General features: G+C 69.4%; 23 protein-coding genes and 1 pseudogene. 9 read left to right on the top strand and 15 right to left on the bottom strand.

Going from position 1 to position 22,527, the window contains the following annotated elements; translation table 11 throughout:
* Nucleotides 1-88: 88 nt before the first annotated feature.
* Nucleotides 89-1,063 carry a glycine--tRNA ligase subunit alpha gene (locus DA075_RS24575; protein ID WP_099955454.1) on the bottom strand — a complete coding sequence of 325 codons (975 nt, stop codon included), beginning with the start codon at nt 1,061-1,063 and terminating at the stop codon, nt 89-91.
* Nucleotides 1,064-1,253: 190 nt separating this feature from the next.
* Between DA075_RS24575 and DA075_RS24570 the strand changes: the two genes are divergently transcribed.
* Nucleotides 1,254-1,469, top strand: coding sequence for a hypothetical protein (locus DA075_RS24570; RefSeq protein WP_099955453.1), 216 nt, complete (start codon nt 1,254-1,256; stop codon nt 1,467-1,469).
* A 230-nt stretch (nt 1,470-1,699) separates the two neighbouring features.
* On the opposite strand, the gene DA075_RS24565 is transcribed toward DA075_RS24570, so the two are convergent.
* The 3 genes from DA075_RS24565 to DA075_RS24555 form a co-directional block, all read right to left on the bottom strand.
* Nucleotides 1,700-2,584 (bottom strand): SDR family oxidoreductase, encoded by an 885-nt coding sequence (locus DA075_RS24565; RefSeq protein WP_099955452.1) that lies wholly within the window; start codon nt 2,582-2,584, stop codon nt 1,700-1,702.
* Between the two features lie 86 nt (nt 2,585-2,670).
* Nucleotides 2,671-2,865 carry a DNA gyrase inhibitor YacG gene (locus tag DA075_RS24560; protein ID WP_099955451.1) on the bottom strand — a complete coding sequence of 65 codons (195 nt, stop codon included), beginning with the start codon at nt 2,863-2,865 and terminating at the stop codon, nt 2,671-2,673.
* Nucleotides 2,866-2,884: 19 nt separating this feature from the next.
* Complete coding sequence (locus DA075_RS24555) at nt 2,885-3,532, bottom strand: Maf-like protein (RefSeq protein ID WP_099955450.1); 648 nt, start codon at nt 3,530-3,532, stop codon at nt 2,885-2,887.
* On the opposite strand from DA075_RS24555, the gene DA075_RS24550 reads away from it, so the two are divergent.
* Nucleotides 3,531-3,728 (top strand): hypothetical protein, encoded by a 198-nt coding sequence (locus tag DA075_RS24550; protein WP_099955449.1) that lies wholly within the window; start codon nt 3,531-3,533, stop codon nt 3,726-3,728. The genes DA075_RS24555 and DA075_RS24550 overlap by 2 nt on opposite strands.
* 124 nt (nt 3,729-3,852) lie before the next feature.
* Nucleotides 3,853-4,749 carry a GGDEF domain-containing protein gene (locus DA075_RS24545; protein ID WP_099955448.1) on the top strand — a complete coding sequence of 299 codons (897 nt, stop codon included), beginning with the start codon at nt 3,853-3,855 and terminating at the stop codon, nt 4,747-4,749.
* 99 nt (nt 4,750-4,848) lie between these two features.
* On the opposite strand, the gene DA075_RS24540 is transcribed toward DA075_RS24545, so the two are convergent.
* The 3 genes from DA075_RS24540 to DA075_RS24530 form a co-directional block, all read right to left on the bottom strand.
* Complete coding sequence (locus DA075_RS24540; protein ID WP_099955447.1) at nt 4,849-6,231, bottom strand: MFS transporter; 1,383 nt, start codon at nt 6,229-6,231, stop codon at nt 4,849-4,851.
* Between the two features lie 200 nt (nt 6,232-6,431).
* Complete coding sequence (locus DA075_RS24535; RefSeq protein ID WP_099955446.1) at nt 6,432-7,289, bottom strand: shikimate dehydrogenase; 858 nt, start codon at nt 7,287-7,289, stop codon at nt 6,432-6,434.
* A 112-nt stretch (nt 7,290-7,401) separates the two neighbouring features.
* Entirely contained in the window at nt 7,402-8,334 is a 933-nt protein-coding gene (locus tag DA075_RS24530) for a LysR family transcriptional regulator (protein WP_099955445.1), read from the bottom strand.
* 264 nt (nt 8,335-8,598) lie between these two features.
* On the opposite strand from DA075_RS24530, the gene DA075_RS24525 reads away from it, so the two are divergent.
* On the top strand, nt 8,599-9,825 hold the full coding sequence (locus tag DA075_RS24525; protein ID WP_099955444.1) for a glycosyltransferase family 4 protein: 1,227 nt from the start codon (nt 8,599-8,601) through the stop codon (nt 9,823-9,825).
* Between the two features lie 183 nt (nt 9,826-10,008).
* Nucleotides 10,009-11,367 carry an HD-GYP domain-containing protein gene (locus tag DA075_RS24520; protein ID WP_099955443.1) on the top strand — a complete coding sequence of 453 codons (1,359 nt, stop codon included), beginning with the start codon at nt 10,009-10,011 and terminating at the stop codon, nt 11,365-11,367.
* Nucleotides 11,368-11,383: 16 nt separating this feature from the next.
* On the opposite strand, the gene DA075_RS24515 is transcribed toward DA075_RS24520, so the two are convergent.
* The gene (locus tag DA075_RS24515) at nt 11,384-11,752 is read right to left on the bottom strand and encodes a hypothetical protein (protein ID WP_099956785.1); all 369 of its coding nucleotides are present in this window, start codon (nt 11,750-11,752) and stop codon (nt 11,384-11,386) included.
* A 99-nt stretch (nt 11,753-11,851) separates the two neighbouring features.
* On the opposite strand from DA075_RS24515, the gene DA075_RS24510 reads away from it, so the two are divergent.
* Entirely contained in the window at nt 11,852-12,811 is a 960-nt protein-coding gene (locus DA075_RS24510) for a LysR family transcriptional regulator (RefSeq protein WP_099955442.1), read from the top strand.
* 86 nt (nt 12,812-12,897) lie between these two features.
* Complete coding sequence (locus DA075_RS24505; RefSeq protein ID WP_099955441.1) at nt 12,898-14,079, top strand: dimethylmenaquinone methyltransferase; 1,182 nt, start codon at nt 12,898-12,900, stop codon at nt 14,077-14,079.
* Between the two features lie 74 nt (nt 14,080-14,153).
* Here the strand turns inward: DA075_RS24505 and DA075_RS24500 are convergent, their stop codons facing one another.
* The 3 genes from DA075_RS24500 to DA075_RS24490 form a co-directional block, all read right to left on the bottom strand.
* The gene (locus DA075_RS24500) at nt 14,154-14,393 is read right to left on the bottom strand and encodes a hypothetical protein (protein WP_099955440.1); all 240 of its coding nucleotides are present in this window, start codon (nt 14,391-14,393) and stop codon (nt 14,154-14,156) included.
* Between the two features lie 214 nt (nt 14,394-14,607).
* Nucleotides 14,608-15,654 carry an AraC-like ligand-binding domain-containing protein gene (locus tag DA075_RS24495; protein WP_244936316.1) on the bottom strand — a complete coding sequence of 349 codons (1,047 nt, stop codon included), beginning with the start codon at nt 15,652-15,654 and terminating at the stop codon, nt 14,608-14,610.
* Between the two features lie 169 nt (nt 15,655-15,823).
* Nucleotides 15,824-16,522 carry a spermidine synthase gene (locus DA075_RS24490; protein ID WP_099955439.1) on the bottom strand — a complete coding sequence of 233 codons (699 nt, stop codon included), beginning with the start codon at nt 16,520-16,522 and terminating at the stop codon, nt 15,824-15,826.
* Nucleotides 16,523-16,804: 282 nt separating this feature from the next.
* Between DA075_RS24490 and DA075_RS24485 the strand changes: the two genes are divergently transcribed.
* Together DA075_RS24485 and DA075_RS24480 are read left to right on the top strand one after the other, a co-directional pair.
* Nucleotides 16,805-17,008 (top strand): hypothetical protein, encoded by a 204-nt coding sequence (locus DA075_RS24485; protein ID WP_099955438.1) that lies wholly within the window; start codon nt 16,805-16,807, stop codon nt 17,006-17,008.
* Nucleotides 17,009-17,402: 394 nt separating this feature from the next.
* Nucleotides 17,403-17,600, top strand: a complete 198-nt coding sequence (locus DA075_RS24480; RefSeq protein ID WP_099955437.1) for a hypothetical protein — start codon at nt 17,403-17,405, stop codon at nt 17,598-17,600.
* A 293-nt stretch (nt 17,601-17,893) separates the two neighbouring features.
* Here the strand turns inward: DA075_RS24480 and DA075_RS37665 are convergent.
* The 4 genes and pseudogenes from DA075_RS37665 to DA075_RS24460 all read right to left on the bottom strand — a co-directional run.
* Nucleotides 17,894-18,128: pseudogene (locus DA075_RS37665) on the bottom strand (IS21 family transposase); the annotation flags it as partial.
* A gap of 717 nt (nt 18,129-18,845) precedes the next feature.
* Entirely contained in the window at nt 18,846-19,670 is an 825-nt protein-coding gene (locus DA075_RS24470; protein WP_099955435.1) for a ParB N-terminal domain-containing protein, read from the bottom strand.
* Between the two features lie 932 nt (nt 19,671-20,602).
* Entirely contained in the window at nt 20,603-20,800 is a 198-nt protein-coding gene (locus tag DA075_RS24465; protein WP_099955434.1) for a hypothetical protein, read from the bottom strand.
* A 225-nt stretch (nt 20,801-21,025) separates the two neighbouring features.
* Complete coding sequence (locus tag DA075_RS24460; RefSeq protein WP_164712477.1) at nt 21,026-22,222, bottom strand: O-antigen ligase family protein; 1,197 nt, start codon at nt 22,220-22,222, stop codon at nt 21,026-21,028.
* Nucleotides 22,223-22,527: the final 305 nt, after the last annotated feature.

Below are 22,527 nucleotides of genomic sequence, written 5' to 3'. Positions count from 1 at the left end.
CAAGGCTCTCCGTCGGGAGGGCCAGGAATCGAGAAGGGATGATCGAGGAAGGGCGTGGCGGGGTGTTTCGTGCCGGGCGGCGCGGATGTCAGGCGGCCGGCGGCTCAGCCGCAAGGCCGCCCGCATCGGTGCGCCGCCAGGCCTCGCCGCAGGCCTTGGCGAGCTCGCGCACCCGCAGGATGTAGCTCTGGCGCTCGGTCACCGAGATCACCCCGCGCGCGTCGAGCAGGTTGAAGACGTGACTGGCCTTGATGCACTGGTCGTAGGCCGGCTGCGCCATGCGGTGGCGCGCATCGTCGCCACGTCGGTCGCCCTCGCCGACCGGCCCGGGCTCGCCGGCCTGGAGATAGGCGCGGCAGGCGGCCTCGGCGTCGCGGAACTGCCGGAAGAGCATCTCGGTGTCGGCGGCCTCGAAGTTGTGGCGCGAATATTCCTGCTCGGCCTGCAGGAACACGTCGCCGTAGGTGACCTTCTCGTCGCCCTCGCGGCCGTTGAAGTTGAGGTCGTAGACGTTCTCGACGCCCTGGACGTACATCGCCAGGCGCTCGAGCCCGTAGGTCAGCTCGCCCGCGACCGGGGCGCATTCGAAGCCGGCGACTTGCTGGAAGTAGGTGAACTGGCTCACCTCCATCCCGTCGCACCAGCATTCCCAGCCGAGGCCCCAGGCGCCGAGGGTCGGGCTCTCCCAGTCGTCCTCGACGAAGCGGATGTCGTGCAGGCCGAGATCGACCCCGATCGCCTTGAGCGAATCGAGATAGAGATCCTGAAGGTTCGGCGGGTTCGGCTTCAGGATCACCTGGAACTGGTAATAGTGCTGCAGCCGGTTCGGATTCTCGCCGTAGCGCCCGTCCTTCGGCCGGCGCGAGGGCTGGACATAGGCCGCCTTCCAGGGCTTCGGGCCGAGCGCCCGCAGGGTGGTGGCCGGATGGAACGTGCCCGCCCCGACCTCCATGTCGTAGGGCTGCAGGATCACGCAGCCCTGCGCGGCCCAGAACCGCTGGAGCGTCAGGATCAGCCCCTGGAACGAGCGGGTCGGCTGGAGGTCGGCGTCGGTGGCGGTCATGGTCTGAAGCTTGCGGCTCGGGCGGATCTCGCCGCGACCCTTGGGAACGGGCGGCGCCCGAGTCAAGCGCGGGTGCGCCCCCGCACGAACGCCAAGCGGGGCCGGAACCGAAAAACGGTCAAGCTCGTTGACAGTACAGATCAGAGCATCGCGACGCCCGCCGGGGCGCAAGACTTGAGGGAGACTGTCCGTGACCCACCGCCTGACCTTGGTCGCCGCTGCCGCGCTCCTGTCCCTGGTCGCGACCCCGCTGGTGGTGCGGGCGGGCTCGGACGCCGCGAAAGCCGAGCCGGCTTCCGCCGTCGCCGAGGCCGCCACGCCTGTCGCCGCCGAGGCGCCGGCGCCCGCCTGCCGGTCGGTGCGGGTGGTCTATGCGGGTTATGCGGCGCCGGCCTGCGGGCGGTGAGGGATTCCGCTGGCGCGACGCATCACGCATCGCGCCTCATCGTCTCCCACCCTCGGCCTCGTCCTGAGGTGCTGGCGATCGGCGATCGCACAGTGGGCCTCGGAGGAGGGCTCCGGAACTCTCAGCGATCCCAGGGGCCCTCCCTCGAGGCTGTGCGATCGTCGATCGCCCAGCCCCTCAGGATGAGGGTGTGGGTGGGATAAGGTGCAGGTTTCGGCACACTGCCGCGCTCACAGCACCGGCATCGCCCCCGCCACCGTCACCAGCGCCCCCGACGTGTAGCTGCTCTCGTCCGAGGCCAGCATGACATAGGCCGAGGCCAGCTCCGCCGGCTGGCCCGGGCGGCCGAACGGGACCTGGCTGCCGAACGACTTGACGGAGTCCTGCTCCATCCCCGACGGGATGAACGGGGTCCAGATCGGGCCCGGCAGCACGCCGTTCACCCGCACGCCCTTCTCGGCCAGGAGCTGCGCCAAGCTCAGCACCAGGTTGCTGAGCGCCCCCTTGGTGGCGCTGTAGGCCAGGAGCGACGGCATCGGGTGCTTGGAATTCACGGAGGAGGTGAAGATCACCGAGGCGCCGGGCTTCAGGTGCGCCATCGCCGCCTTGGTGACGTAGAACGACCCGAACACGTTGGTGCGGAAGTGGTCCTCGAACACCTGGTCGTCGATCGCGTCGAGGCCCTGGTTCGGCTGCTGGAAAGCGCCGTTATTCACCACCACGTCGAGGCGGCCGAAGGTCTCGACGGTACGGGCGACGATCTCGCGGCCGTAGGACCGCTCCTTGAGGTCGCCCGGCAGCAGCAGGGCACGGCGCCCGGCCTTCTCGACCCATTGCGCGACGGCCTCGGCATCGCCCTGCTCGGAAGGAAGGTAGGAGATCGCCACGTCGGCGCCCTCGCGGGCATACGCGATGGCGACCGCCCGGCCGATGCCGGAATCGCCCCCGGTGATCAGCGCCGCCCGGCCGGTGAGCTTGCCCGAGCCCTTGTAGCTCGCCTCGCCATGGTCGGGCTCCGGCTTCATCCGGCCGGTCAGGCCGGGAAAGCCCTGCGGCGGGCTCTCGAAGGGCGGACGGGGATGCTTGGTGAGGGGGTTCGGGAAATCGGACGACATGAGGGACGGCCCTTCGGCTGGCGGTGGGTCAGGCCGCGGTCAACTGAGGACGCCGCGGGCCGTTCCCTGCTCTCCCTCAGTATCCCTCACTCCTCCCGCGAGCCGTCATCGTCGCCCAGAGCGTCCTCCTCGCGGCCGGGGATGGCGTAGCGTCCGCTGAACCAGCGCTGCAGATCCACGTCGGCACAGCGCTTGGAGCAGAACGGCTTGAAGTCCGGCACTGCCGGCTTGCCGCAGATCGGGCAGGCCGGCGCCGGGGTATCGTCGTCGCGCGTCGTCAACCGCGCCTCCTGTTCGCTGTCAGGTCGCGTCGCGCCAGGCGCCGCGGACCGGGAAACCCTCGCCCTCGAGCAGCCCGACCGTCTCGTAGAGCGGCAGGCCGACCACGGCGCTGTAGGAGCCGACGAGCTTGACCACGAAGGAGCCGGCGAGCCCCTGGATCGCGTAGCCCCCGGCCTTGCCGCGCCACTCGCCGCTGGCGAGATACGCGTCGATCTCCCGGGCCGAGAGGCGCTTGAACCGCACCCGGGTCTCGACCAGGCGCTCCCGCGGCCGGTCCTTCGGGCCGACGACGCAGACCGCCGTGTAGACCCGGTGGGCCCGGCCGGAGAGCAGCCGCAGGCAGGCCGCCGCCTCGTCGGTCACCTCGGCCTTCGGCAGGATGCGCCGGCCCACCGCCACCACGGTGTCGGCCGCCACCACGTAGCCCTGGCGCAGCTCCTCGGTGCCGCGCGCCGCCGCCGCCGCCACGTCCAGCTTGGCCCGGGCCAGCCGGCGCACCAGGTCGCGGGGCTTCTCGGATTTCAGCGGCGCCTCGTCGAGGTCGGCCGGCAGCAGGGCGTCCGGTTCCAGCCCCGCCTGCTGCAGCAGGGCGAGGCGCCGCGGCGAGGCCGAGGCGAGGACGAGCTTCGGGCGCGCGGCCTGCGGGATCGGGGAGGTCTCGGTCATGGGCGCCCGTGTCTCGAAGGGGATGCATTGCCCGATGCCCTATCTGGCCGGCGAAATCCAGCATCGCGGGCGCGCGGCGCCGCCCGGCCGCCGCGCCGGGCGCCCGGAAGGTGAGCCGGCGCAGGATCGCTTCCTGGTCTATCGCGGGCAAGCTTCGAGGACAGCCAAAACGATCAATTTCGAACAATTCCAGTGACCCTGGGAGGTGCCAAGGTCCAGGCGGGTCTTTAACCACCTTTTATCGCCTCTGCCCTACGTCCGGGCGCCGAGATGTCCTCGTCGGCCGGGCGCGAGCACGGCCGGGTTCCCCGCAAGGTCCGATGCGCGTCGTCCTCGTCGAGCCCGGCTCGATCCTCCGCAACACCGTTGCCCGCCTCATCGAGGCGGGCGGGCATCGGGTCGATGCGTTCTCCGATTCCGAGCAGGCGCTCGCCCATGTCGCGGCGAACGAGGATGTGGCCTGCGTCGTCACCAGCCTCGACGTCCCGCCGGCCTGCGGCCTGGAGCTCTGCTGGTGCTTGCGCACCCTCGCCGGCACGACGCGGCCGCTCGCGGTGATCGCGATGTCGGCGGACCGGTCCGGACGGCGCCTCGGCGAGGTGCTCGACAGCGGCGCCGACGACGTCATCGTGACGCCCCCGGAGGCGCTCGAGCTGCGGGCCCGCCTGCGGGCGGTCGAGCGCGCCCTGACCCTGCAGCGCCAGCTGATCCGCGAGGCCGACACCGATGCGCTGACCCAGCTCCTCAGCCGCGGCGGCTTCACGCGGCGGGCGCGGGCCTGCCTCGCGGCGCTCGCGCCCGACGACCGGCTCACTGCGCTGATGATCGACATCGACCGCTTCAAGGCGATCAACGACCGGCACGGCCATGACGGCGGCGACCGGGTGATCCGCGCCGTCGCCGACCTGCTGAAGGAGTCCGGGCCGATCGCCGGCCGGATCGGCGGTGAGGAATTCGCCGTGCTGATGCCCGGCCACGGCCTCGGCAGCGCCGGCAGGGCGGCGGAATCGATCCGACAGGGCTGCGCCCGCCTCCAGGTGGCGGGCCGCCACGGCCCGATCCCGGTCACCTGCAGCCTCGGGCTGGCCGCCTGGGCCGAGGGCGACACCCTCGAGACCCTGCTCGCCCGCGCCGACGATGCGCTCTACGCCGCCAAGGCGGCCGGGCGCGACCGGGTGGTGTCGGCGACGGGACGGCCGCTCGATCCGGTGAGCTGAGGCCGCCTCCTGAACGGAACGGGCCGGACGCCTTCCGCGCCCGGCCCGCAGCTCTCCGTGCCCAGCCGGCCCGGGGCGCGCCCGGGCCGGTCGTCCTCCTCAGGCCATCGCCTCGTTGCGCAGCCGCTCGTAGTCCGATTTCGGCAGCGGCACCGCGCGGGGCTGGCCCAGCTCCTTCATCGGGATGCGGTAGGTCTCGCGGGCGGTATAGGCCGCGATCGCAGCCACCGCGGTGATGCCTAACGTGATGGCGCCGATGGTGAGCGGGATGTTGGTCGCGCCGGGAGGCGCCACGGTGGCGAACAGGGCCGGCAGCATCGCGGTCACGGCGGTGCCGACATTCTGCGAGATCGCCATCGCGGAGACGCGGGTGCGGGTCGGAAACAGCTCGGGGTAGAAGCTCGGGAAGACCGCGTTGTAGCCCTGGTAGACCACGCCCCACATCAGGAGCGACATCACGATCGCCAGCGGCACGTTGGCGATGCTGATCGCGTAGAGGTAGCCGAAGGACAGGAGGCCGGACCCGATCGCCCCGACGATGATCGGCGGGCGCCGGCCGATCTTGTCCGACAGGTTGCCGACATACGGGATCACCAACACCGCCAGGATGTTCCCCAGCACCGGGATCCACAGATAGACGTCCTTGTGGAAGCCGACGCCGTAGGCCGCCTGCACCGCATAGGCCGCGCCGAAGATGGTGGTGACCACCGGGATCACGTTCATCAGCGCCATGCACACCACCCGCAGCATGTCGGGCCAGGAGGTGGCGAAGGCCTCGACGATCGGGGCGCGGGCGACCTCGCCCTGCTTCTCCTCCTCGGCGAAGGCCGGGGTCTCCTCGACCTCGCGGCGGATGATGTAGCCGGCGATGATGACGAGGAAGCTCAGGAGGAACGGGATGCGCCAGCCCCAGGAGTTGAACGCCTCCGTCGGCATGTAGTGGGCGAGCGGCAGGAAGACCGCGGCCGCCAGGATCTGGCCGGCCTGGACGCCCTGCAGGGTGAAGCTGGCGAAGAAGCCGCGGCGGCCGAAGGGCGCGTGCTCCATCGTCATCGAGCTTGCGCCCGAGATCTCACCGGCGACGGCGAAGCCCTGGATCAGGCGCAGGATGACGAGCAGGATCGGGGCGAGGATGCCGACCTGGCTGTAGGTGGGGAGCAGGCCGACCGCGATGGTCGAGAAGCCCATCAGGAACATGCACACGATGAGCACGTGCTTGCGGCCGTGGGTGTCGCCCCAGTGGCCGAGCACGAAGGCGCCGATCGGCCGGCTGACATAGCCGACGCCGTAGGTGGCGAGCGAGGCCACGATCGCCACGGTCGGGTTGTTGGACGGGAAGAACAGCTGCGGGAAGATCAGCGAGGCTGCCGTCGCGTAGATGAAGAAGTCGTAATATTCCAGCGCCGAGCCGATCCAGCCGCTCGCAGCGGCCTTCTTCGATTGCTGTCGATCGTGGACGTGGTCGCTTGGTACCGCACTCATCGGGTGTTCCTCCGCCGTTTGACAGGATCTGTGCCGCCTTCGGAATCTGGGCGGCATTGGGTCAGCTTGGGTTTTCTTCGAGGGTAACGAGATGAATGGCGTACAGTAAAGATCAATCGAAATTCATTGCGCGCAATTCCATATCCGTCCCCGAAAAGCAAGGGCGGCCGAGCCTGCGCGCGGAATCCTGTGCGCGGGTGTCAGGCGGCGAGCGGCGCCACCGCGCGGTCGAAGGCCCGCTCCATGGCGGAGGCCGGCGCCTCGCGCCCGGTGAAGAGCGCGAAGGCGTCGAGCGCCTGGTGGATGGCGAGCTCGCGCCCCGTCATGGTGCGGGCGCCGATCCGGGCCGCCTCGGTCAGGAGCGGGGTCCAGAGCGGGGAATAGACCGCATCCGTCACCCACATCCCGGGGCGGAGCAGAGCGAGGGGCACCGGCGTGCCGCGATCCGGCAACATGCCGACCGGCGTGCCGTTGACGAGGCCGCGCGCGCCCTCGACCGCCTCCTCGACCCGGGGGCAGACGCGCACCCGCGCATGCCCTTCGAGCGCGGCCGCCACCGCCCCGGCCTTGGCCGGGTCGGCATCGACGAGGCGAACCTCGAGGCCGGGGAAACCCGCGAGCGCGACCGCCACCGCCTTGCCGACGCCGCCGGCACCGATCAGCGCCACCGGGCCCTCGGGATTCGGCCCGAAGGCCTGCCGCAGGGCGCGGGCAAAGCCCGTCATGTCGGTGTTGTGACCGGTCAGCCGCCCGTCCCGGACCACGATCGTGTTGACGGCGCCGACGGCGCGCGCACCCGGCGACAGGTCGTCGAGGAGCGGCAGCACCGATTCCTTGTAGGGATACGTGACGTTGACGCCCGAAAAGCCGATCGGCGCGAGGGACGACAGCAGGCCGCGCAAGCGTGCGGCATCGGCCCCGGCCACGTCGATGAGCTGGTAATGGGCCCGCAGGCCGACCGCCGCGGCGGCCGCCTCGTGCATCGCCGGCGAGGCGGAATGGGCGATCGGCGATCCGATCAGCCCGAGCAGGATGGGTCTGGCGTGTCCGTGAGCCATGGTGCGACGGCCCTTCCGTTTCAGCGCTCGCCCGTGGCGAGCTCCCCCTGGGCTGCACAATATCTCCACCGCGCCCGCGACCTGAGTACCAAGTTGCGCGCCGATCGTAACATCATGTTACGGTTTGCCGGGATGCATGGCCCGGAAGCGCGACCTGTCCCGGCCGCGCCATCTCCTGGCGCAGGAACCGCACGAAGCTCGCGGCGAACATGCTGAGCGCGGTCCCGGCCTTCATGGCGATCCAGGTCTCGAAGACCGGCCCCTCCTCGATCGGCAGCACGCGGATGCCCGGGAAGGCGTCGTCCGCGATGGTGAACTGGTCGATCACCGCGATGCCGAGGCCCGCCCGCACCAGCGAGCACACGGTCGAGCCGAACCGGGCCCGGATCGTGATCCGGTAGGACAGGCCGCGCGCGCGAAAAATGTCGGACATGATCCGGCCGTAGGGGTCGTTCGGATCGATGCCGATCAGGGGATGGCGGACGATCTCGTCGGCCGAGATCGAGGTCCGGGCGGCGAGCGGATGATCCAGCGGCACGATGCAGAACAGGCCGCCGCGGGCGAGCGGCTCGAAGGTGAGCGCCGGGTGGTCTAAGCGGTAGCTCATCGCCACCACCTCGCCCTTGCCGAGGAGCAGGTAGTCGATCGCCTCCTCGAGCTTGAGGATGTTGATGTCGATGACGAGGTGCGGATAGGCCGCGCGCACCCGCTCGATCGCCCGCGGCACCATCACGTGCGAGATCGACGGCACCGAGCCGATCAGCAATTCCTGGCCCCCGCCGCCCTGCGTGCGCTCCAGGACGAAGCGCAGGTCCTCGACCTTGTCGAACACGGCGTTGATCTGCTCGAAGACGTGGCGCGCCTGCTCGGAGGGCACCAGCCGCCCGGCCCGCCGGTCGAACAGGCGGATGCCGAGCGAGGCCTCGGTGTACTTCATCAGCCGGCTGATGCCCGGCGCCGAGACGTTGAGGAGCCGGGCCGCGCCCGCGATGGTCCCGGTCACCATCACGGCGCGGGCGACCTCGATCTGGCGCAGGGTCAGCATCCCGTGTCCTCGGTGTGGAGCGGCCTCGGCTCAGATGGGCGGAAAGGCCGGCCCGAGGCAAATGCCGCGCGGGCGCGTTCCGCGGCGGCCCCGGGCGGTGCTACACCCGGGGCCGCCTCAGCGTCATTCCGCCGGCCGGGTACGGCCAGTGCCGAAGCGGTCACCGGTTCGGTGATAAAATGATGCGAAATCAACGAACTCAGCAGCGCTGCGTCATGCGGCCCTGCTGAGCCTGCCGGCCCGAGGACCGACCCCGAAGCCCCGATGCGCGTCCTCTTCGTCCACCAGAACTTCCCTGGTCAGTACCGTCACGTCGCCCCGGCCCTGGCGGCGCGGCCCGGCACCGAGGTCGTGGCGCTCGGCATCAATCCCGCGCCCGCCCTGCCGGGGGTGCGCCATGTCCGCTACGCGGTGGCCGGCCGCTCCACCGCCGGCATCCATCCGCTCGCGGCGAATTTCGAGGCCGCGACCCTGCGCGGGGAGGCGGCGGCGCGGGCGGCGCTGGCGCTCAAGGCCGAGGGCTTCTCCCCCGATGTGATCTGCGGCCATTCGGGCTGGGGCGAGACCCTGTTTCTCAAGGATGTCTGGCCGCGGGCTCGGCTCCTGACCTTCGCGGAGTTCTTCTACAGCGCGTCCGGCGCCGATACCGGCTTCGATCCGGAATTCCCGGCGCGCGAGGGCGATGCCTTCCGCACGCGGGCCCGCAATGCCGGGCAGCTCGTCGCCTTCGAGGCCTCCGACCGGCTGGTCAGCCCCACCGCCTGGCAGGCGAGCCGCATCCCGGCCGCCTTCCGCGATCGGCTCAGCGTCATCCACGACGGCATCGACACCGATCTCCTGCGGCCCGATCCGGGCGCCCGCATCATCCTCGGCCGCGACCGGCTGTCCCTCGGCGCCGGCGACGAGGTCGTCACCTTCGTCAACCGCAACCTCGAACCCTATCGCGGCTATCACAGCTTCATGCGGGCGCTGCCCGAGATCCTGCGCCGGCGCCCGAAGGCCCGGGCGGTGATCGTCGGCGGCAGCGACACCAGCTACGGCGCCATGCCCCCCGGTGGCAGAACATGGCGCGAGATCTTCCTCGACGAGGTCAAAGCGGAACTCGACCCGGCGCGGGTCCACTTCGTCGGCAGAATTCCCTATCGCGACTATGTCGACCTGCTGCGGGTCGCGGCGGTCCACGTCTACCTGACCTACCCGTTCGTGCTGTCCTGGTCGATGCTGGAGGCGATGGCGCTCGGCGCCTGCGTCGTCGGCTCGGCGACGCCGCCGGTCGCGGAGGTGATCCGGCACCGTGAGAACGGGATCCTGGTCGACTTCTTCGCGAAGGATGCGATCGCCGAGGCGGTGGTCTCGGTCCTCGCCGATCCTGGTGCCGTGGCCCCGTTGCGGGCGGCGGCCCGGCAGACCGCCCTCGCCTACGACCTCAGGCGGGTCTGCCTGCCGGCGCATCTGCGCCTGATCGAGGCGGTCGCCGCCGGGGGCGGCTGACTCGGAGCACGGGCAGGTCTCGACGGGCATTGGCCGGGCGCGTGAATCAGTGGCGCGCCAACGACTCGGGCGCTCAGCAGATATTAGTCCTTTCGTGCCAACCTGCCCCGACGAAGAGGGGAGGGGCTCTTGACGACGCCGCCGCGCTTGCACGCCGTGGGGGATTCGCATTCTGTCGGGGACATGCCGACGGAGGGCATCCCGCTCTCCGAGCTGCTCGGCGCGCTGAGCCATGCCCTCGACCTCACCGAGGGTCAGCCGCCCGGACACTGCGTCCGCGCGACCTGGATCGGCATGCGGGTCGGCCTGGAGATGGGCCTGGATCCCGACCGGCTCTGGGAACTCTACTACACGGTGATGCTGAAGGACCTCGGCTGCTCCAGCAACGCGGCGCGGATCTGCGAGCTTTACCTATCCGACGATATCGGCTTCAAGCGCGACTTCAAGACGGTGAGCGACAGCCTGCCCCAGGTGCTGGGCTTCGTCTTCGCGCATACCGGGCTCAAGGCGGGGCTGGCCGAGCGTTTCCGGGCGGTCCTCAACATCCTGCAGAACGGCGGCGAGATCGTCGACGACCTGATCCAGACCCGCTGCCAGCGCGGGGCCGAGATCGCTGCGCGGCTGCGCTTCCCGCCGATCGTGTGCGCGGCGATCCACGCCCTCGACGAGCACTGGAACGGCAAGGGCCGGCCCGACCGGCGCGCCGGGCCCGAGATCCCGCTCTACGCCCGCATCGCGCTGCTGTCTCAGGTCGTCGACGTCTTCCACACCAGCGCCGGGCCGGCGGCGGCGCTCAATGAGGCACGGGCCCGAGCGGGCACCTGGTTCGACCCCGATGTCGTCGCGGCCTTCGAGCGGGCGGCGACGGCGCCGGGCTTCTGGGAGATTCTGGCCTCGGAGACCGTGGCGGATGCCGTCGCGGCCCTGGAGCCGGCGCGGGCCGGCCTCGTCGTCGACGAGAACTACCTCGACGACATCGCCCGCGCCTTCGCCCAGGTGATCGACGCCAAGAGCCCCTTCACCTCCGGCCATTCCGAGCGGGTCGCGGTCTATGCCGACCTGATCGCGGCCGAACTCGGCTACGACGCCCGAGCCCGGCGCTGGCTGCGCCGGGCGGCGCTGCTGCACGATGTCGGCAAGCTCGGGGTCTCGAACGCCATCCTCGACAAGGCGGCCAAGCTCGACGAGGCGGAGTGGCGCGACATGCGCAACCACGCCCTCCTGTCCGAGACGATCCTCGCCCGCGTCGCCGCCTTCCACACCATCGCGCGCATCGGCGGCGCGCATCACGAGCGCCTCGACGGCAAGGGCTATCCCCGCGGCCTCAAGGGTGACGCCATCGCGCCGGAGACGCGGATCGTCTCGGTGGCGGACGTGTTCGACGCGCTCACCGCGAACCGCCCCTATCGTGCCGCGATGCCGGTCCCGAAGGCCCTCGGCATCATGCGCGAGGAGGTCGGCACCGCCTTCGACCCGGCCTGCTTCGCGGCGCTGGAGCGGGTGATCGCCGGGCTCGACGGGGACCTGTCCCGGGCGGCCTGACGGCCGCCCGCGGCTGTCAGTCGATCGAGGCGGTCGCCTCGACGGTTTCCCCCGCCCGCGCCGGCGTCACCGTGACGGCATCGCCCGTGCGGGTGATGGTGACCATGCGCGCCGAGGCGCCGGCCTGGCGCGGCGTCGAGACGGTGACGCTCTGCCCGGAGGCCAGCACCGCCTCGAACCGGGAGGCGGGGGCGGCGGCCCGGGGGGCGAGGGTCACCACCACGTGGTAGCCCGCGGGCTCGGGGGTGTAGTAGGCCACCCCGGCGAGCGTGCCGAGGTCGAGGCTGGCCGCCCCGGCCGGGCGCAGCTCGCCGGCGGAGGCCGCGCCGGCGGCGAGCGTCGCGGCGGCGGCGACAAGGGTTCTGCGAAGGGTCGTTCCGGTCATGATCGTCGTCCAGTCCGTGGCGGGGTCCGGTGTCGGCCCCGCATCCATGGACGTGATATGCGCTGCGGTGCAGCATGGATCAAACAGATCGCATCGATAATGACTATTGATCATATCGATCTCGCCCGGGTCGATCTCAACCTCCTGGTCGCCCTCGACGCGCTGCTCGCCGAGCGCAGCGTGACGCGGGCGGCAACCCGGATCGGCATCGGCCAGTCGGCGATGAGCAGCGCGCTCTCGCGCCTGCGAACGCTGTTCGGCGACGAGCTCCTGACTCGCGCGCCTGAGGGGATGCGGCCGACCCCGCGGGCCCTTGCGCTCGCCGAGCCGCTGCGGATCGTGCTGCGGCAGGTCCAGGTCCTGGTGCGCCGGGACGAGGCCTTCGATCCCCGCACGGTGGTGCGCACCTTCACGATCAGCCTGCCCGACAGCACCGAGGTGCTGCTCGGCACGCGGCTGCTCGCCTATCTGCGGCAGGAAGCGCCGGGGATCAGCCTGCTGCTGCGCTCCGTCGACCGGGCGCATGTCCTCGAGGAGATCGACGCCGACCGGATCGACCTCGCCATCGACCTGTCGTTCCGCGGGCAGATGCACCACAAGCAGCGCTTGCTCTACCGCGACAGCTACGTCTGCCTGTTCAACGCCGCCCTGGTCGGGCTGACGCCGCCGATCTCGCTCGACGATTACCTGCGCTTTCCCCACGTGCTGACCAGCCTGCGCGAGACCGCCCACGGGGTGGTGGACGACGCCTTGGCCAAGATCGGCCGCAGCCGCACCCTCGCGGTCACCTCGCCGCGCTTCATCGCGGTGCCGTTCCTGGTGCGCAGCGCGCCGGTGCTCACCACCATGCATGCCCGCCTGGCGCTGCTCTTCGCCGAGACCCTCGGGCTGACGGTGAGCCCGGCCCCGATCCCGCTCGACGATGTGGCGATCGGGATGCTCTGGCACGCCTCCTACGATGACGATCCGGCCCATCGCTGGCTGCGCGACCTGCTGCGGCGCCTGGCCGACGAAGGCCGGCCGTTTCCTGATGCCGGCGAGGCGCCGGCCGTTTCCTGATCCCTGGGCCCTGCCGGTGCGGCGCGCGAGCCGCTATGCTGGCGGGGACTCCCTTCCCGACTCGAACCGATCCTGGACCTTTTCCCGTGCGCCTGACCCAGATCACCCACCACGACCTCGACGGCTACGGCGCCGCGACCCTCGTCGCGGCCTATGCCGAGCCGGCCCGGATCGTGCACGTGCCGCGCTACGGCGATGTCGGCCCGGTCGTCGACGACGAATTGAAGCGCTTAGGCAAAACCAAGGCGGCGGAGATGGTGCTGATCACCGATCTCGGCATCGAGGAGCCGACGATCGCCTTCCTGCGGCGCTTCGCCGCCATGAACCGCAAGCGCGCGCCCGAGGAGCCGCACCGGCTGGTGGTGCTCGACCACCACACCTCCTCGATCGACCAGATGCGCCGCCAGGGGCTGGAGCCGAAACCCGACGCGGACAACCCGCGCCTGTCGCGGTTCGATCTCGGCGACCCGGCGATCACCGTGCTGGTGGACGAGGCGTCGAGCGCGACGAAGATGGTCGAGACCCACCGCGCCCTGTTCGCCACCCGCGAGGCCGACCCGGCCAAAGCCTCGTCCGGGATCGTGGCCGAGGACCTCGCGCTCCTCGTCGCCTCCGTCGACGCCCTCGACCTCTGGCGCAAGGACGATCCGCATTTCCCCGGCGGCTTCGCCCTCGACGAGATCTTCTGGGACAATGTCGGCACCCTGGTGCCGGTCGGGCATCCGGCGCACGACCCCTTCGTGGCCCGCCTGCTGATCGAGGCGACCGCGAAGCTCCGCGCCGGCGCCACCCCGGCCGAGCTGGAGCGCGCCGTGCCGGCGATCCGCGGCGCGATCGTCGACGACCTGATGCGCGACGCGCCCGACGACGATGCCAGCCTCACCACCCGGCAGCGGATGGCCCGGGCGCTCGCCCGCTCCGACGCGCTGTTCCACGCGCTCCCGGACGGCACGCTCCTGTCCTTCGCCCTCGATGCCGGCACCTTCCAGCGGGTCTCGGACCTGGTGATGGCGAGCGGGCGGGCCAAGCGCCTCGTCAACGTGCAGCGCGCCGGCACCCTGTCCTTCCGCTCGATCGACGGCACCGCCCTCGACGGCGCCCGCCTCTTCCGCGGCGGCGGCCACCAGGACGCCGCCGGCGGCAAGCTTCCGAGCGGCACCGCCTTCTCCCTCGCCGACGCCGTGGCCCAGGTCGAGCCGGTGCTGAACCCGCCAAAGAGCGCGGCCGCCGACAGCCCCTTCGCGGCGCTGAAGAACTGGAAGGGATAGCGCGGATCACGAGAGGCCGGCTCTCACTCGCCCGCGCCCGGGGGGCGGGGATCGGCCCCGCCCCCCGGGACGCCTCAGGAGCCCGGCAGCCCCTCGCCGAGACCGACGACCCCGCCCGGCCGCCCGCCTTCCCGGTCCCGCACGGCACCCGGCTCCGGGGACGCGATCCCCCGGCCGAAGGTCTGGGCCCAAGTCAGCGTGATGATCTCGGCCCCGGCACCGTGCGCGTCGCCGCGCTTGCGGGACGCGCGGCGGCGCCGTGCGCCGATCCAGCGCTTCACGAGGCGCGCGCCGTCATGCGGCATCCCCTGCATGCCGACAGGCCTCCGTCGCCCCCCGTTCCCTTGCCGCACCCGCCGCCTCCCGTTCCACGGTGATGCGGCAACATCTCGCGCTGGAACGGCGCCGGGACGACCGCCCTGCGTCTCAATTCCTTCCGCCAGCGTCCCAATCTGCGGGAATCCGACTTCGCTCAAGCGCCGCGCGGGCTTGAGACACGGGAGCCGGAGGCGTCTTCCGGCTTTCATGTCAGGCGTCGAGCGTCAGGACCCAGTCGTAGAAGCCGTCCCAGCCAGTGCCCGACAGCTCCGGCAGCCCGCGCCGCTCGGGCGACGCGCCCTCGGCCCGCGCCCCGGCCTTCACGTCGGCCGGGCTCACGCCGAACTCGGCGCGGAAGGCGGTGGTGAAGCTCGCCGGGCTGCCGTAGCCGTACCGGTAGGCGATCTCGGAGATCCGCGCGGCTGGCCCGCTCCTCTCGGCGAGATCCCGGTAGGCGCGGGCGAGCCGGCGGCGGCGGATATACTCGATCACGCCCCCCAAGGGTGCGAACAGGCGGTAGAGCGCGCTGCGCGAGACGCCGAAGCGACGGCAGATCTGCTCCACGCTCAGGTCGGCGGACCCGATCTCGACATCGATGTGGCTGCGGATGGCGAGAAGGGCCGGCGCACGCTCCGACGAACGCCCGATCGGGTCGGTCTCGATCGTGGTGCCCGCCGCCGCGGACAGGAGGCACGCTGTGGCCTGCGCGGCGACCCGTGCCTCCGCGGGGGTGAAATGCGCCACGTTCCGGCCGAGTGAGCGCAGGTGATCGCTGACCAGCGCCCCGAACGGGTTGCGGGCGCGCAGGACGGTCCCGTGCGCCTCGCCGAGCCGCGCCCCGCCCTCCGGAAACAGGCCGCGCGGGATGATGACGGTGATGGCGCGGTAATCGGTCGAGTCCAGGAGGAGGGGCTGCGACAGGTCGAGCAGGGCGACGTCCCCGGGGCCGATCGGCGCCTCGTCCCCCGCAGCCCGGATCGTCGCCTGCCCCTCCATCCGGAGCTGCGCCGCCACGTGATCGACGCCCATGCGGGCGACGAGCCGGCGCGACCGCTCGTTGCGCAGGCCGGAGGCCGCGGTCAGGCCGATGATCGCGTTCCCCAGGTGGTAGACCTCGGACCGGCCGCGGAAATCCGGGGTATCCTCCTTGCGGATCTCGACGTCCCAGAACGGCGCCACGGCCTCGCGCCAGGCCGAGATCGTCCGCGGCCCGAAGGTGGTTCCTTCCAGACGCAGGTTGGGGCCGCGCAGGGTCATGTCAGGCGGTCATGTCAGGCTCGAAGCGGGGGCGGCACGCCGCCCCTGAGTTGCATCAGGCTCGCATGCTGGCCGAGGTTGTGCAAATCGACGTGTCCGAGACGTCGGGCGTCCCGCCCGCACGACGCTGCGGCCTCCGCCGGATCCGGCCGGAAGGGCCGCCCGGCTGCTACCTCGTGCCCGCGGCCGCTGCCGCCCCTTCCATCCTCTCCCCGATCCAGACCACGTGGCGCCCGCCGCTCCCAGCCGAGCGCACCTTGTGCTCCTCGACCGCGAAGCCGCCGCGTTGCAGGCGGGACTTGAACTTGCGGTCGGGGCTCTCCGACCACACGCCGAGGAGCCCGCCCGGCCGCAGCGCCCGCCGGGCGCGGCCGAGGCCCGCGACGTCGTAGAGCCGGTCGTTGCTGCGCTGGACCAGCCCTTCCGGCCCGTTATCGACGTCGAGCAGGATGGCGTCGTAGCCGCCGGGGCTCGCCGCGATGAGGTGGTGGACGTCGGTCTCGTGCAGGGTCACCCGGGGGTCGTCGAGGCTGCCGGCGAACAGATGCGCGAGCGGACCCCGCGCCCAGGCGGCGACGGCCGGGATCAGCTCGGCGACCACGATCCGGGCGCCCGGCCCGAGCTCCCCTAAGGCGGCCCGCAGGGTGAAGCCCATGCCGAGGCCGCCGATCAGCACCCGCGGCGCCGGCCGGTCGCGCAGGCGCGCGCAGGCGAGGCTGGCGAGCGCCCGCTCCGAGCCGCTGCGGCGGCTGTTCATCAGCTCGATCGAATCGACCACGATCGCGTACTCGTCGCCCCGGCGCATCAGGCGCAGGGACGCGGTCTCGCCGGGGATGGCGCTGGTGTCGAGGTGAACCCAGGGAATCAAGAATCGAACTCCATCGGGACCGCGCCGTGTGGGGGAACGGCCTCGTCTTCGCGATCGGGAACGGGACGAGCGGGACGCAACGCGAGCAGGGCGGCTCCACCGGAGGATCCGCCGGGCATCGGCCGGCGGCCGCGACGGCCTGCCGACGGAACACCGGAATCGCGCCGGCTATCGCACGCGCAAGGGCACCGCGTCGAGGGCACCGCGCGAGGGTCGCATCACCGGGGGATGGAGTAGGAGGACGTTTGTCCTCCGCAGGCGTTCCGTGCCATAGTTCCGAGGATGAGCGACAACGAATTCTATCCCTTCACCATCGAGGTAGCCCCGCTGAGCAGCCCGAAAGGAAAATTCGGCTGGGCGATCCGCAAGCACGGCAAGCTGCTCGAGCGGTCCGACCGGCCGCACGACAGCGAAGAGCGGGCCTATGCCAGCGCCACCGCCGCCGTGGAGCGCGCCTTCCGCCCGGCCGACCCGCGTCGCCGCTAAGCATCGATCCGCCGGCCGCGAAAGGCCGGTGCCGAAGGGGTCGCCGGTTCGGCGACGACAATGATGCGAAAACAGGAAGCTCGGCAGAGTCGCCCGGTGCCGCTCTGCTTGGGGCGGCGCGATCGGGTTTTTCGGAATCAGGCCACCGGCCGGCTCTTCGGCCGGGCGGTGCCGAGACGATGATCGAAGGCGAGGACGAATTCACCTTGTCGGCGAGGGCAAAACCGTTCATCGTCGAACAGTCGATCATCGGCTGTCCGTTCCGCGCCTCGTAATCCGAGAGATGCGGCTTCGGCACATTCGTCCGATGTGATCGCGAAATCTGTCCAGCGGCACCGATCGCGGGCAGAAGCGCCTCCGGCGGGTCCGCTGATCCCGCACGAGAGGATCGGCCATGGCCAAGATGTTCATCACCGGATCGGCCCGCAGCCCATCGAACGAGGAGTTCAAGGCGCGCGTCGCGCGGCTGGCGGAGATGCCGGCCCACACGGCCTCGCCCGCGACGGCGCGCCGGAACAAGCCCGCGAAGCCCACCTTCCAGCAGACGCCGCCCGCGCCGTCGCCGGACGGGACCGCCGAGGAGACGGACTGAGCGCGCCGGGCCGCTTCCCCCCTCGCTGAAGCTCCAGGCGGACTCGAACCGCTCCGAGCCTCCCGGAGGCTCCCCTTCTGTGAGGATGGAGCCGTGGCGAGGAGAACAGCCCCGATTTCGCCCGGGATGCGCGAGCGGCGCGGTGCGGATGGTGCGCGACCAGGAGAGCGGGCGCGGCACGCAAGGGTGGGCGATCCGTTTGAGCGGGGCCATGATCGCCTTCATCACCGAGCACCGGGAGGCTTCCGTTGCGAGCGCGTGGCGACGCCGCGGTGACGATCGAGATCCAACGCGTGTTCGCGCCGGTCGGCTACCTCGCGGGTCCAGGCATCGAGATGCGCTTCCGGGCCGGCAAAGCTCATGAAGGAGCGTCCAGCCACGGCGCTCCTCTTGACGTGGCCGCTCCCGCGTTCGTCCTCGCCCTTCGAGCGGGCGCGATACGGTGCACAAGCTCTGCCCCCGGACGCCCCGTTGCCGGGCGAAGGCCGGCAGGCGCGGGTGGGGCACGACCTCGCGGCTGACGATGTCCTGGCGCAGGGGAGCCACGGGGCGCTCGACCGTGCGCAGGCTGCCATGGAGGCCCTGTTCGGTCGCCAGGGGATCGTGTCCCAGGGGCTGGCGCACGATGTCGGCATGGCCCCAGGCTGCCGGAAGCGGGCGGCCAGCCACGCGGTGAGGCCGTCGCGCTCCTTCGAGCGCGAGAGGTCGGCGCAGTGACGGCGCTCGCCCCCCGGCAGCCAGTCCTTCACGCCGTCTTCGACCAGCCAAGCTTCGCCGCGAACGCTTGGCGCCCCAGCCGTGAGCCGCCGCATCGCCGTCTCGTCATCCGGTGTCTTCATCTCGGCACTCCGCGGATCGTCCATCCGCAGCGCAGCCTAAGCCGCGGTCCTCGACGTCGCGACCTTCTCGCTCAGCGAGGGGCCAGTTCCTCATGGCGGCAGGGGGGCAGCTCGTCGTGACGCCCGACAACGCCGCGGCCCATCCTGGGTCTTGCGTGACTTCGGGCGCTACATGGCGAGAGAGCAGACGATGGACACCAAAAACACGCGGGTGGCGAGGCGGCACTCGCTGTGCGCATTCATAGAGTCCGGGCAGGCCCACGGCCTCGCCGGCGCCACGCTGCGCGCCCAAGGCGAGGATGGCCTTGCAGTCTTCCCCGGCCGTCGAACAAGGTCGGTCGACGCCGCAACCGTTCCGTCGGCGGCCGGACGCCCATGGGGCGGCATTGCTGCAAAAGCGAAGGTTCTATTCCGCGGCCAGTGGCATCATCTGGAAGCACAGAGCGGATTGAATGGCTTGGCACAGCCGCTCGGTTTGCTCGCTCAGCGACGCATCCCGCTGAACTCGCCGCTGGATGGCCGCGAGATCGATGTGGTCGAAAGCGTCGAGCAAGGCCAGGCCGCTGTCTCTCCATTCCGGCGTCCGGTCGATGACCTCGCACAAAGCCTTGATCATGCGAGGGTTGAGCAGTCCCGGATCGATATTGGACGTCTGGGTGACAGATTGAAGCGCCGTGATCAAGGTGTCACGCCCATAGCGTTTCAAGCAGAGGCGCAGCGCCATGACCGCCCTCGTCGTGACAAAGGAAGATTTGTCCGAGGGAGGACCCTGATTGGATAGACGAACGTCGGCACAAGAGCAGATATAATCGAGTTCAACTGCCCAGATCTCTCCAGCGGCCTTGGCGGCGACGAAAAGATCGCCAGTCGTCACCGGCGTCCTGTTGGCGTTGATCGCCTTGAATGCGGCGGCCTGCTCTGTTTCGCCGGCAATGACGATCTGACAGGGAACGCTGTCATGGCCGCATAGGGCGGCGGCAGTGGTGCGATGCTGGCCATCAATGATGGCGAACCGGTCCTGCTCGATCGGCGATATCACGACCGGAGCGAAATACGCCCAACGGAAGTTTGCGGCGATGCGCGCAATGTTGGTGCGCGACCGCGGCGTGATGTTGCGCTGGTAGGATGTATCGACGACGAGCTTGGCTATATTAACCCATTGAAGCATGGGCGCAGGCCCCGGATCGGGGTTGCAGCGACATCCAAGTCCTTCGATGGAGATTGGTTTCATCCGGATAAGCTCCAGCCTGTCACCGCAGAACCGCAGGAATCATGCCAAGTCAGCCAACTAGGTAAGAGATGGGGCAAAAATGTGAAAGATGCACTGCCATTCACGTGAGCGAGATTGCTTGACTCGATAATTCCTGTTAAGCTTACACGAAAGACACGTGTTGATTGACGCGTGACCAGCGCGGCCGCGCTCGTCGCTCAACCGGGGGATTGGTGTCGCATTGATCGGTACTGCAAGCGAAAGCATTGGATCGGGCGGATCTTTGTGGCCGCCAGGCCAAGTCTCAATGCGATGCCAGAGGCACGACTGATCCACCCTCCGGCCCCCGAAGGCGCAACGTGACGGTGGTGGATTCGCGCTCGTGAGAGTGGGCGATAGGGCGGAGCCGGCCAGACGATCCGCGCTTCCTTCCAACTCGGCCGGTCGTCCTCGCCGGCGCGCGTTGCCGCAGGGTGCAGACGCCATAACGTCGAGTCGGTCGGGGAGCATTCGTCAGGTCGGTGACTGCAACGCGTCCCAAAACGGGTCAGTCTTGTGCCGCCCGAGCATGCCGTTCTTCCCGAATCGTTGGCAGACCATGCCGCGGTAGCCGCTGGTGGATTGCGGTGGCGCACCGGCGGCCCTCCGAGCGACGGTATGCAGGGTGCCAGAGCGAGCACCTGCCGGTCATCCCCTGTGCGCGGTCCGAGCGCGCTCTCCGGCAGGAGCGGTTCGATCACTTGCCACTGGAGGGTCCGAGAGCCAGAGCAGGTTCGCTGCCACCGCTTTCCTGACCGCAAATAGCGGCCTTGCTTCGCGAAACGATAGGCTTTTCGACGCTGACCTCAAGTCTCGCTCTGGCATTCGCGGGCGAACCGCGCCTTCGTTTGCTGATTACGTGAAACTATAAAGGGGTTCGCAGAGCGAAATACATTTTCGAGAGCGTTTGCCCACTAGAGCATGAAGAATAAGACCAGAGCGGCAATCAAGCATGCCCCGCTCGCTGCGAGCATCCCGACGAGGATCGTCGCCACAAGGCCCATGGTCAGCGATCGGGATACCCATACCACCGTGACGAGGCCGGCGACGAGGGAGACGGCCAGGAGCACCACCACAGCGTTGCGCCGGGGCGCACTCGGCCGATCCTGCATGCCCGTGTCGTCTCCGCACCCACGCCCGTCACCATGCCCAGGTGTCCCCATTTCGGCGAGTGAGGGCAAGAGACGAATTGGTGCTTACCCGAACGAAGATGCCTATACCGTCCGATCGCACTGGGGCGTTCGTGTCCTGCGGTCGCGGGATCGGACCCGTACGGCCGGCTCCCGATCGCGAAGGGTGGGCGCATCCGGAACCTCGCCGAGGTGCGGCACTGCTTTTTACCAGCTGAGGATGCGGTCCCGGGCCGGCACGACCAATTTCGGTCGAGGATGAGCGTAGGCCGCGAGGGCGACGAAGATCAGAAACATCGGATTGAACACGCCGAACAACTGGACGTCCTGGGTTTGGGTAATCAGCGCCATGACCACGAGCGCCAAGCCGAAGCCCGTGACGGCGTCGGGAGCAGCGCGGAGGCGGCGATACGACCGGACGACCGTCACCACGATGGTGAAGACCGTGAGGGACAGGCCGGTGACCCCGAGCTCGACCCAGGTCTCGATGAAGAGATTATGGAAATGAAAACCCATCCGGCTCGCAATATGAAGCAAGTGCCAGAGGAACTCCGCCATCGGGCGTCCCTGAACCCAGAAACCGGCATAGCCGTGCCCGAGCCAGACCGCATCCGGGATGACGCGCCCGGCCCAGAACCAAAGAACGGTACGCCCGGTCAGCGTCGGATCCTTGTTGACGAGGGCGAGAAGCTCGTTGCTATACCGCAGGACGACGATCGTCGCTAACGTCCCCAGGATAAGCAGGACGATCGACGCAATCTCGACGTAATGTGCCCGTGCCGTCCGGCTCACCGAGCTGGCCGAGTGGGCGAAGACGATCAACCCCATGGCGATGGTCATGGCCAGGATGGTGGCGACCGAGCGCGCCCTGAAACAGATGATGTAGGCCAGCACAACCCCGAGGGCTGCCATGCCTCTCGCCGCCGGCGGGGATTTCGGCGAGATAGCGAGCGCGACGCAACACAGCGCCAAGTAGGCGCCCGTGTAGCACATCGTGTTCTTGTTTGCGAATAGTCCGGACCAATTGACCGTGCTCGTCATGCCATCGATGACGTAGTTATTTTTCAAAAGACTGAGAATGACAATTATTGTACTGGCGGTGGCAAGCGCGTAAATGAAGTCCTTCGGCCGCACGAGCCAAGCCAGAAGGAGGCCCATCAATGTCGTCAGGCCGAGTTGAAGGCCTGCTCGCAGCGTATCGAGGGGGACCGACGACCAGATCGACGATGCGGTTGCGAAGCCGGGCACGAGCCAGAGGTACCAGACGCCCCTGGATATCGCAGTCTTGAGCAGGAGCCGTGGCCAGGCGGCAAATATTCCGATCATCACCAGCAATACTAAGTACAAAAATATTGATCCGTACGCCTCCGCAATCATGACGGAAAGTATGATAAATACCGACAAGAAAAAGCAAATTTTCCTTATATTTGGAAATATCAATTCGCTTGAGTGATCAGACATGGTAGGAGATATTGATGGATAATGGGACATGAAAGATGAGGCCTTGATTTCGAATGAGTTGAAAGATCCGCCGTGAGTCACTGAGAGATCGGAAACGGAATGCCGGCCGACGCGGTCGTTCGCGGACGCGCCTCCGGTTGATGCCGCGCCCAATCGGCACCAAGACGACGCGGAGACATGGACGAGGCGGCCTTCGGATAGAGGAAATGATACGCCTGGTCGCGATGATATCGTCCCGATGATCGCCT

The organism is Methylobacterium currus (assembly GCF_003058325.1).
Lineage (GTDB): Bacteria > Pseudomonadota > Alphaproteobacteria > Rhizobiales > Beijerinckiaceae > Methylobacterium > Methylobacterium currus.
The sequence above is the reverse complement of the archived record's forward strand: the minus strand, read 5'-3'. Positions and strand labels throughout refer to the sequence as shown.

Bases quoted from the DNA above. Each gene is read 5' to 3' on its own strand.
- DA075_RS24575 (WP_099955454.1), bottom strand. From the start codon at position 1,063: ATGACCGCCACCGACGCCGACCTCCAGCCGACCCGCTCGTTCCAGGGG.
- DA075_RS24565 (WP_099955452.1), bottom strand. From the start codon at position 2,584: ATGTCGTCCGATTTCCCGAACCCCCTCACCAAGCATCCCCGTCCGCCC.
- DA075_RS24550 (WP_099955449.1), top strand. From the start codon at position 3,531: ATGGGCGCCCGTGTCTCGAAGGGGATGCATTGCCCGATGCCCTATCTG.
- DA075_RS24555 (WP_099955450.1), bottom strand. From the start codon at position 3,532: ATGACCGAGACCTCCCCGATCCCGCAGGCCGCGCGCCCGAAGCTCGTC.
- DA075_RS24545 (WP_099955448.1), top strand. From the start codon at position 3,853: ATGCGCGTCGTCCTCGTCGAGCCCGGCTCGATCCTCCGCAACACCGTT.
- DA075_RS24540 (WP_099955447.1), bottom strand. From the start codon at position 6,231: ATGAGTGCGGTACCAAGCGACCACGTCCACGATCGACAGCAATCGAAG.
- DA075_RS24535 (WP_099955446.1), bottom strand. From the start codon at position 7,289: ATGGCTCACGGACACGCCAGACCCATCCTGCTCGGGCTGATCGGATCG.
- DA075_RS24530 (WP_099955445.1), bottom strand. From the start codon at position 8,334: ATGCTGACCCTGCGCCAGATCGAGGTCGCCCGCGCCGTGATGGTGACC.
- DA075_RS24525 (WP_099955444.1), top strand. From the start codon at position 8,599: ATGCGCGTCCTCTTCGTCCACCAGAACTTCCCTGGTCAGTACCGTCAC.
- DA075_RS24520 (WP_099955443.1), top strand. From the start codon at position 10,009: ATGCCGACGGAGGGCATCCCGCTCTCCGAGCTGCTCGGCGCGCTGAGC.
- DA075_RS24515 (WP_099956785.1), bottom strand. From the start codon at position 11,752: ATGACCGGAACGACCCTTCGCAGAACCCTTGTCGCCGCCGCCGCGACG.
- DA075_RS24510 (WP_099955442.1), top strand. From the start codon at position 11,852: ATGACTATTGATCATATCGATCTCGCCCGGGTCGATCTCAACCTCCTG.
- DA075_RS24500 (WP_099955440.1), bottom strand. From the start codon at position 14,393: ATGCAGGGGATGCCGCATGACGGCGCGCGCCTCGTGAAGCGCTGGATC.
- DA075_RS24495 (WP_244936316.1), bottom strand. From the start codon at position 15,654: ATGACCCTGCGCGGCCCCAACCTGCGTCTGGAAGGAACCACCTTCGGG.
- DA075_RS24485 (WP_099955438.1), top strand. From the start codon at position 16,805: ATGAGCGACAACGAATTCTATCCCTTCACCATCGAGGTAGCCCCGCTG.
- DA075_RS24480 (WP_099955437.1), top strand. From the start codon at position 17,403: ATGGCCAAGATGTTCATCACCGGATCGGCCCGCAGCCCATCGAACGAG.
- DA075_RS24470 (WP_099955435.1), bottom strand. From the start codon at position 19,670: ATGAAACCAATCTCCATCGAAGGACTTGGATGTCGCTGCAACCCCGAT.
- DA075_RS24465 (WP_099955434.1), bottom strand. From the start codon at position 20,800: ATGCAGGATCGGCCGAGTGCGCCCCGGCGCAACGCTGTGGTGGTGCTC.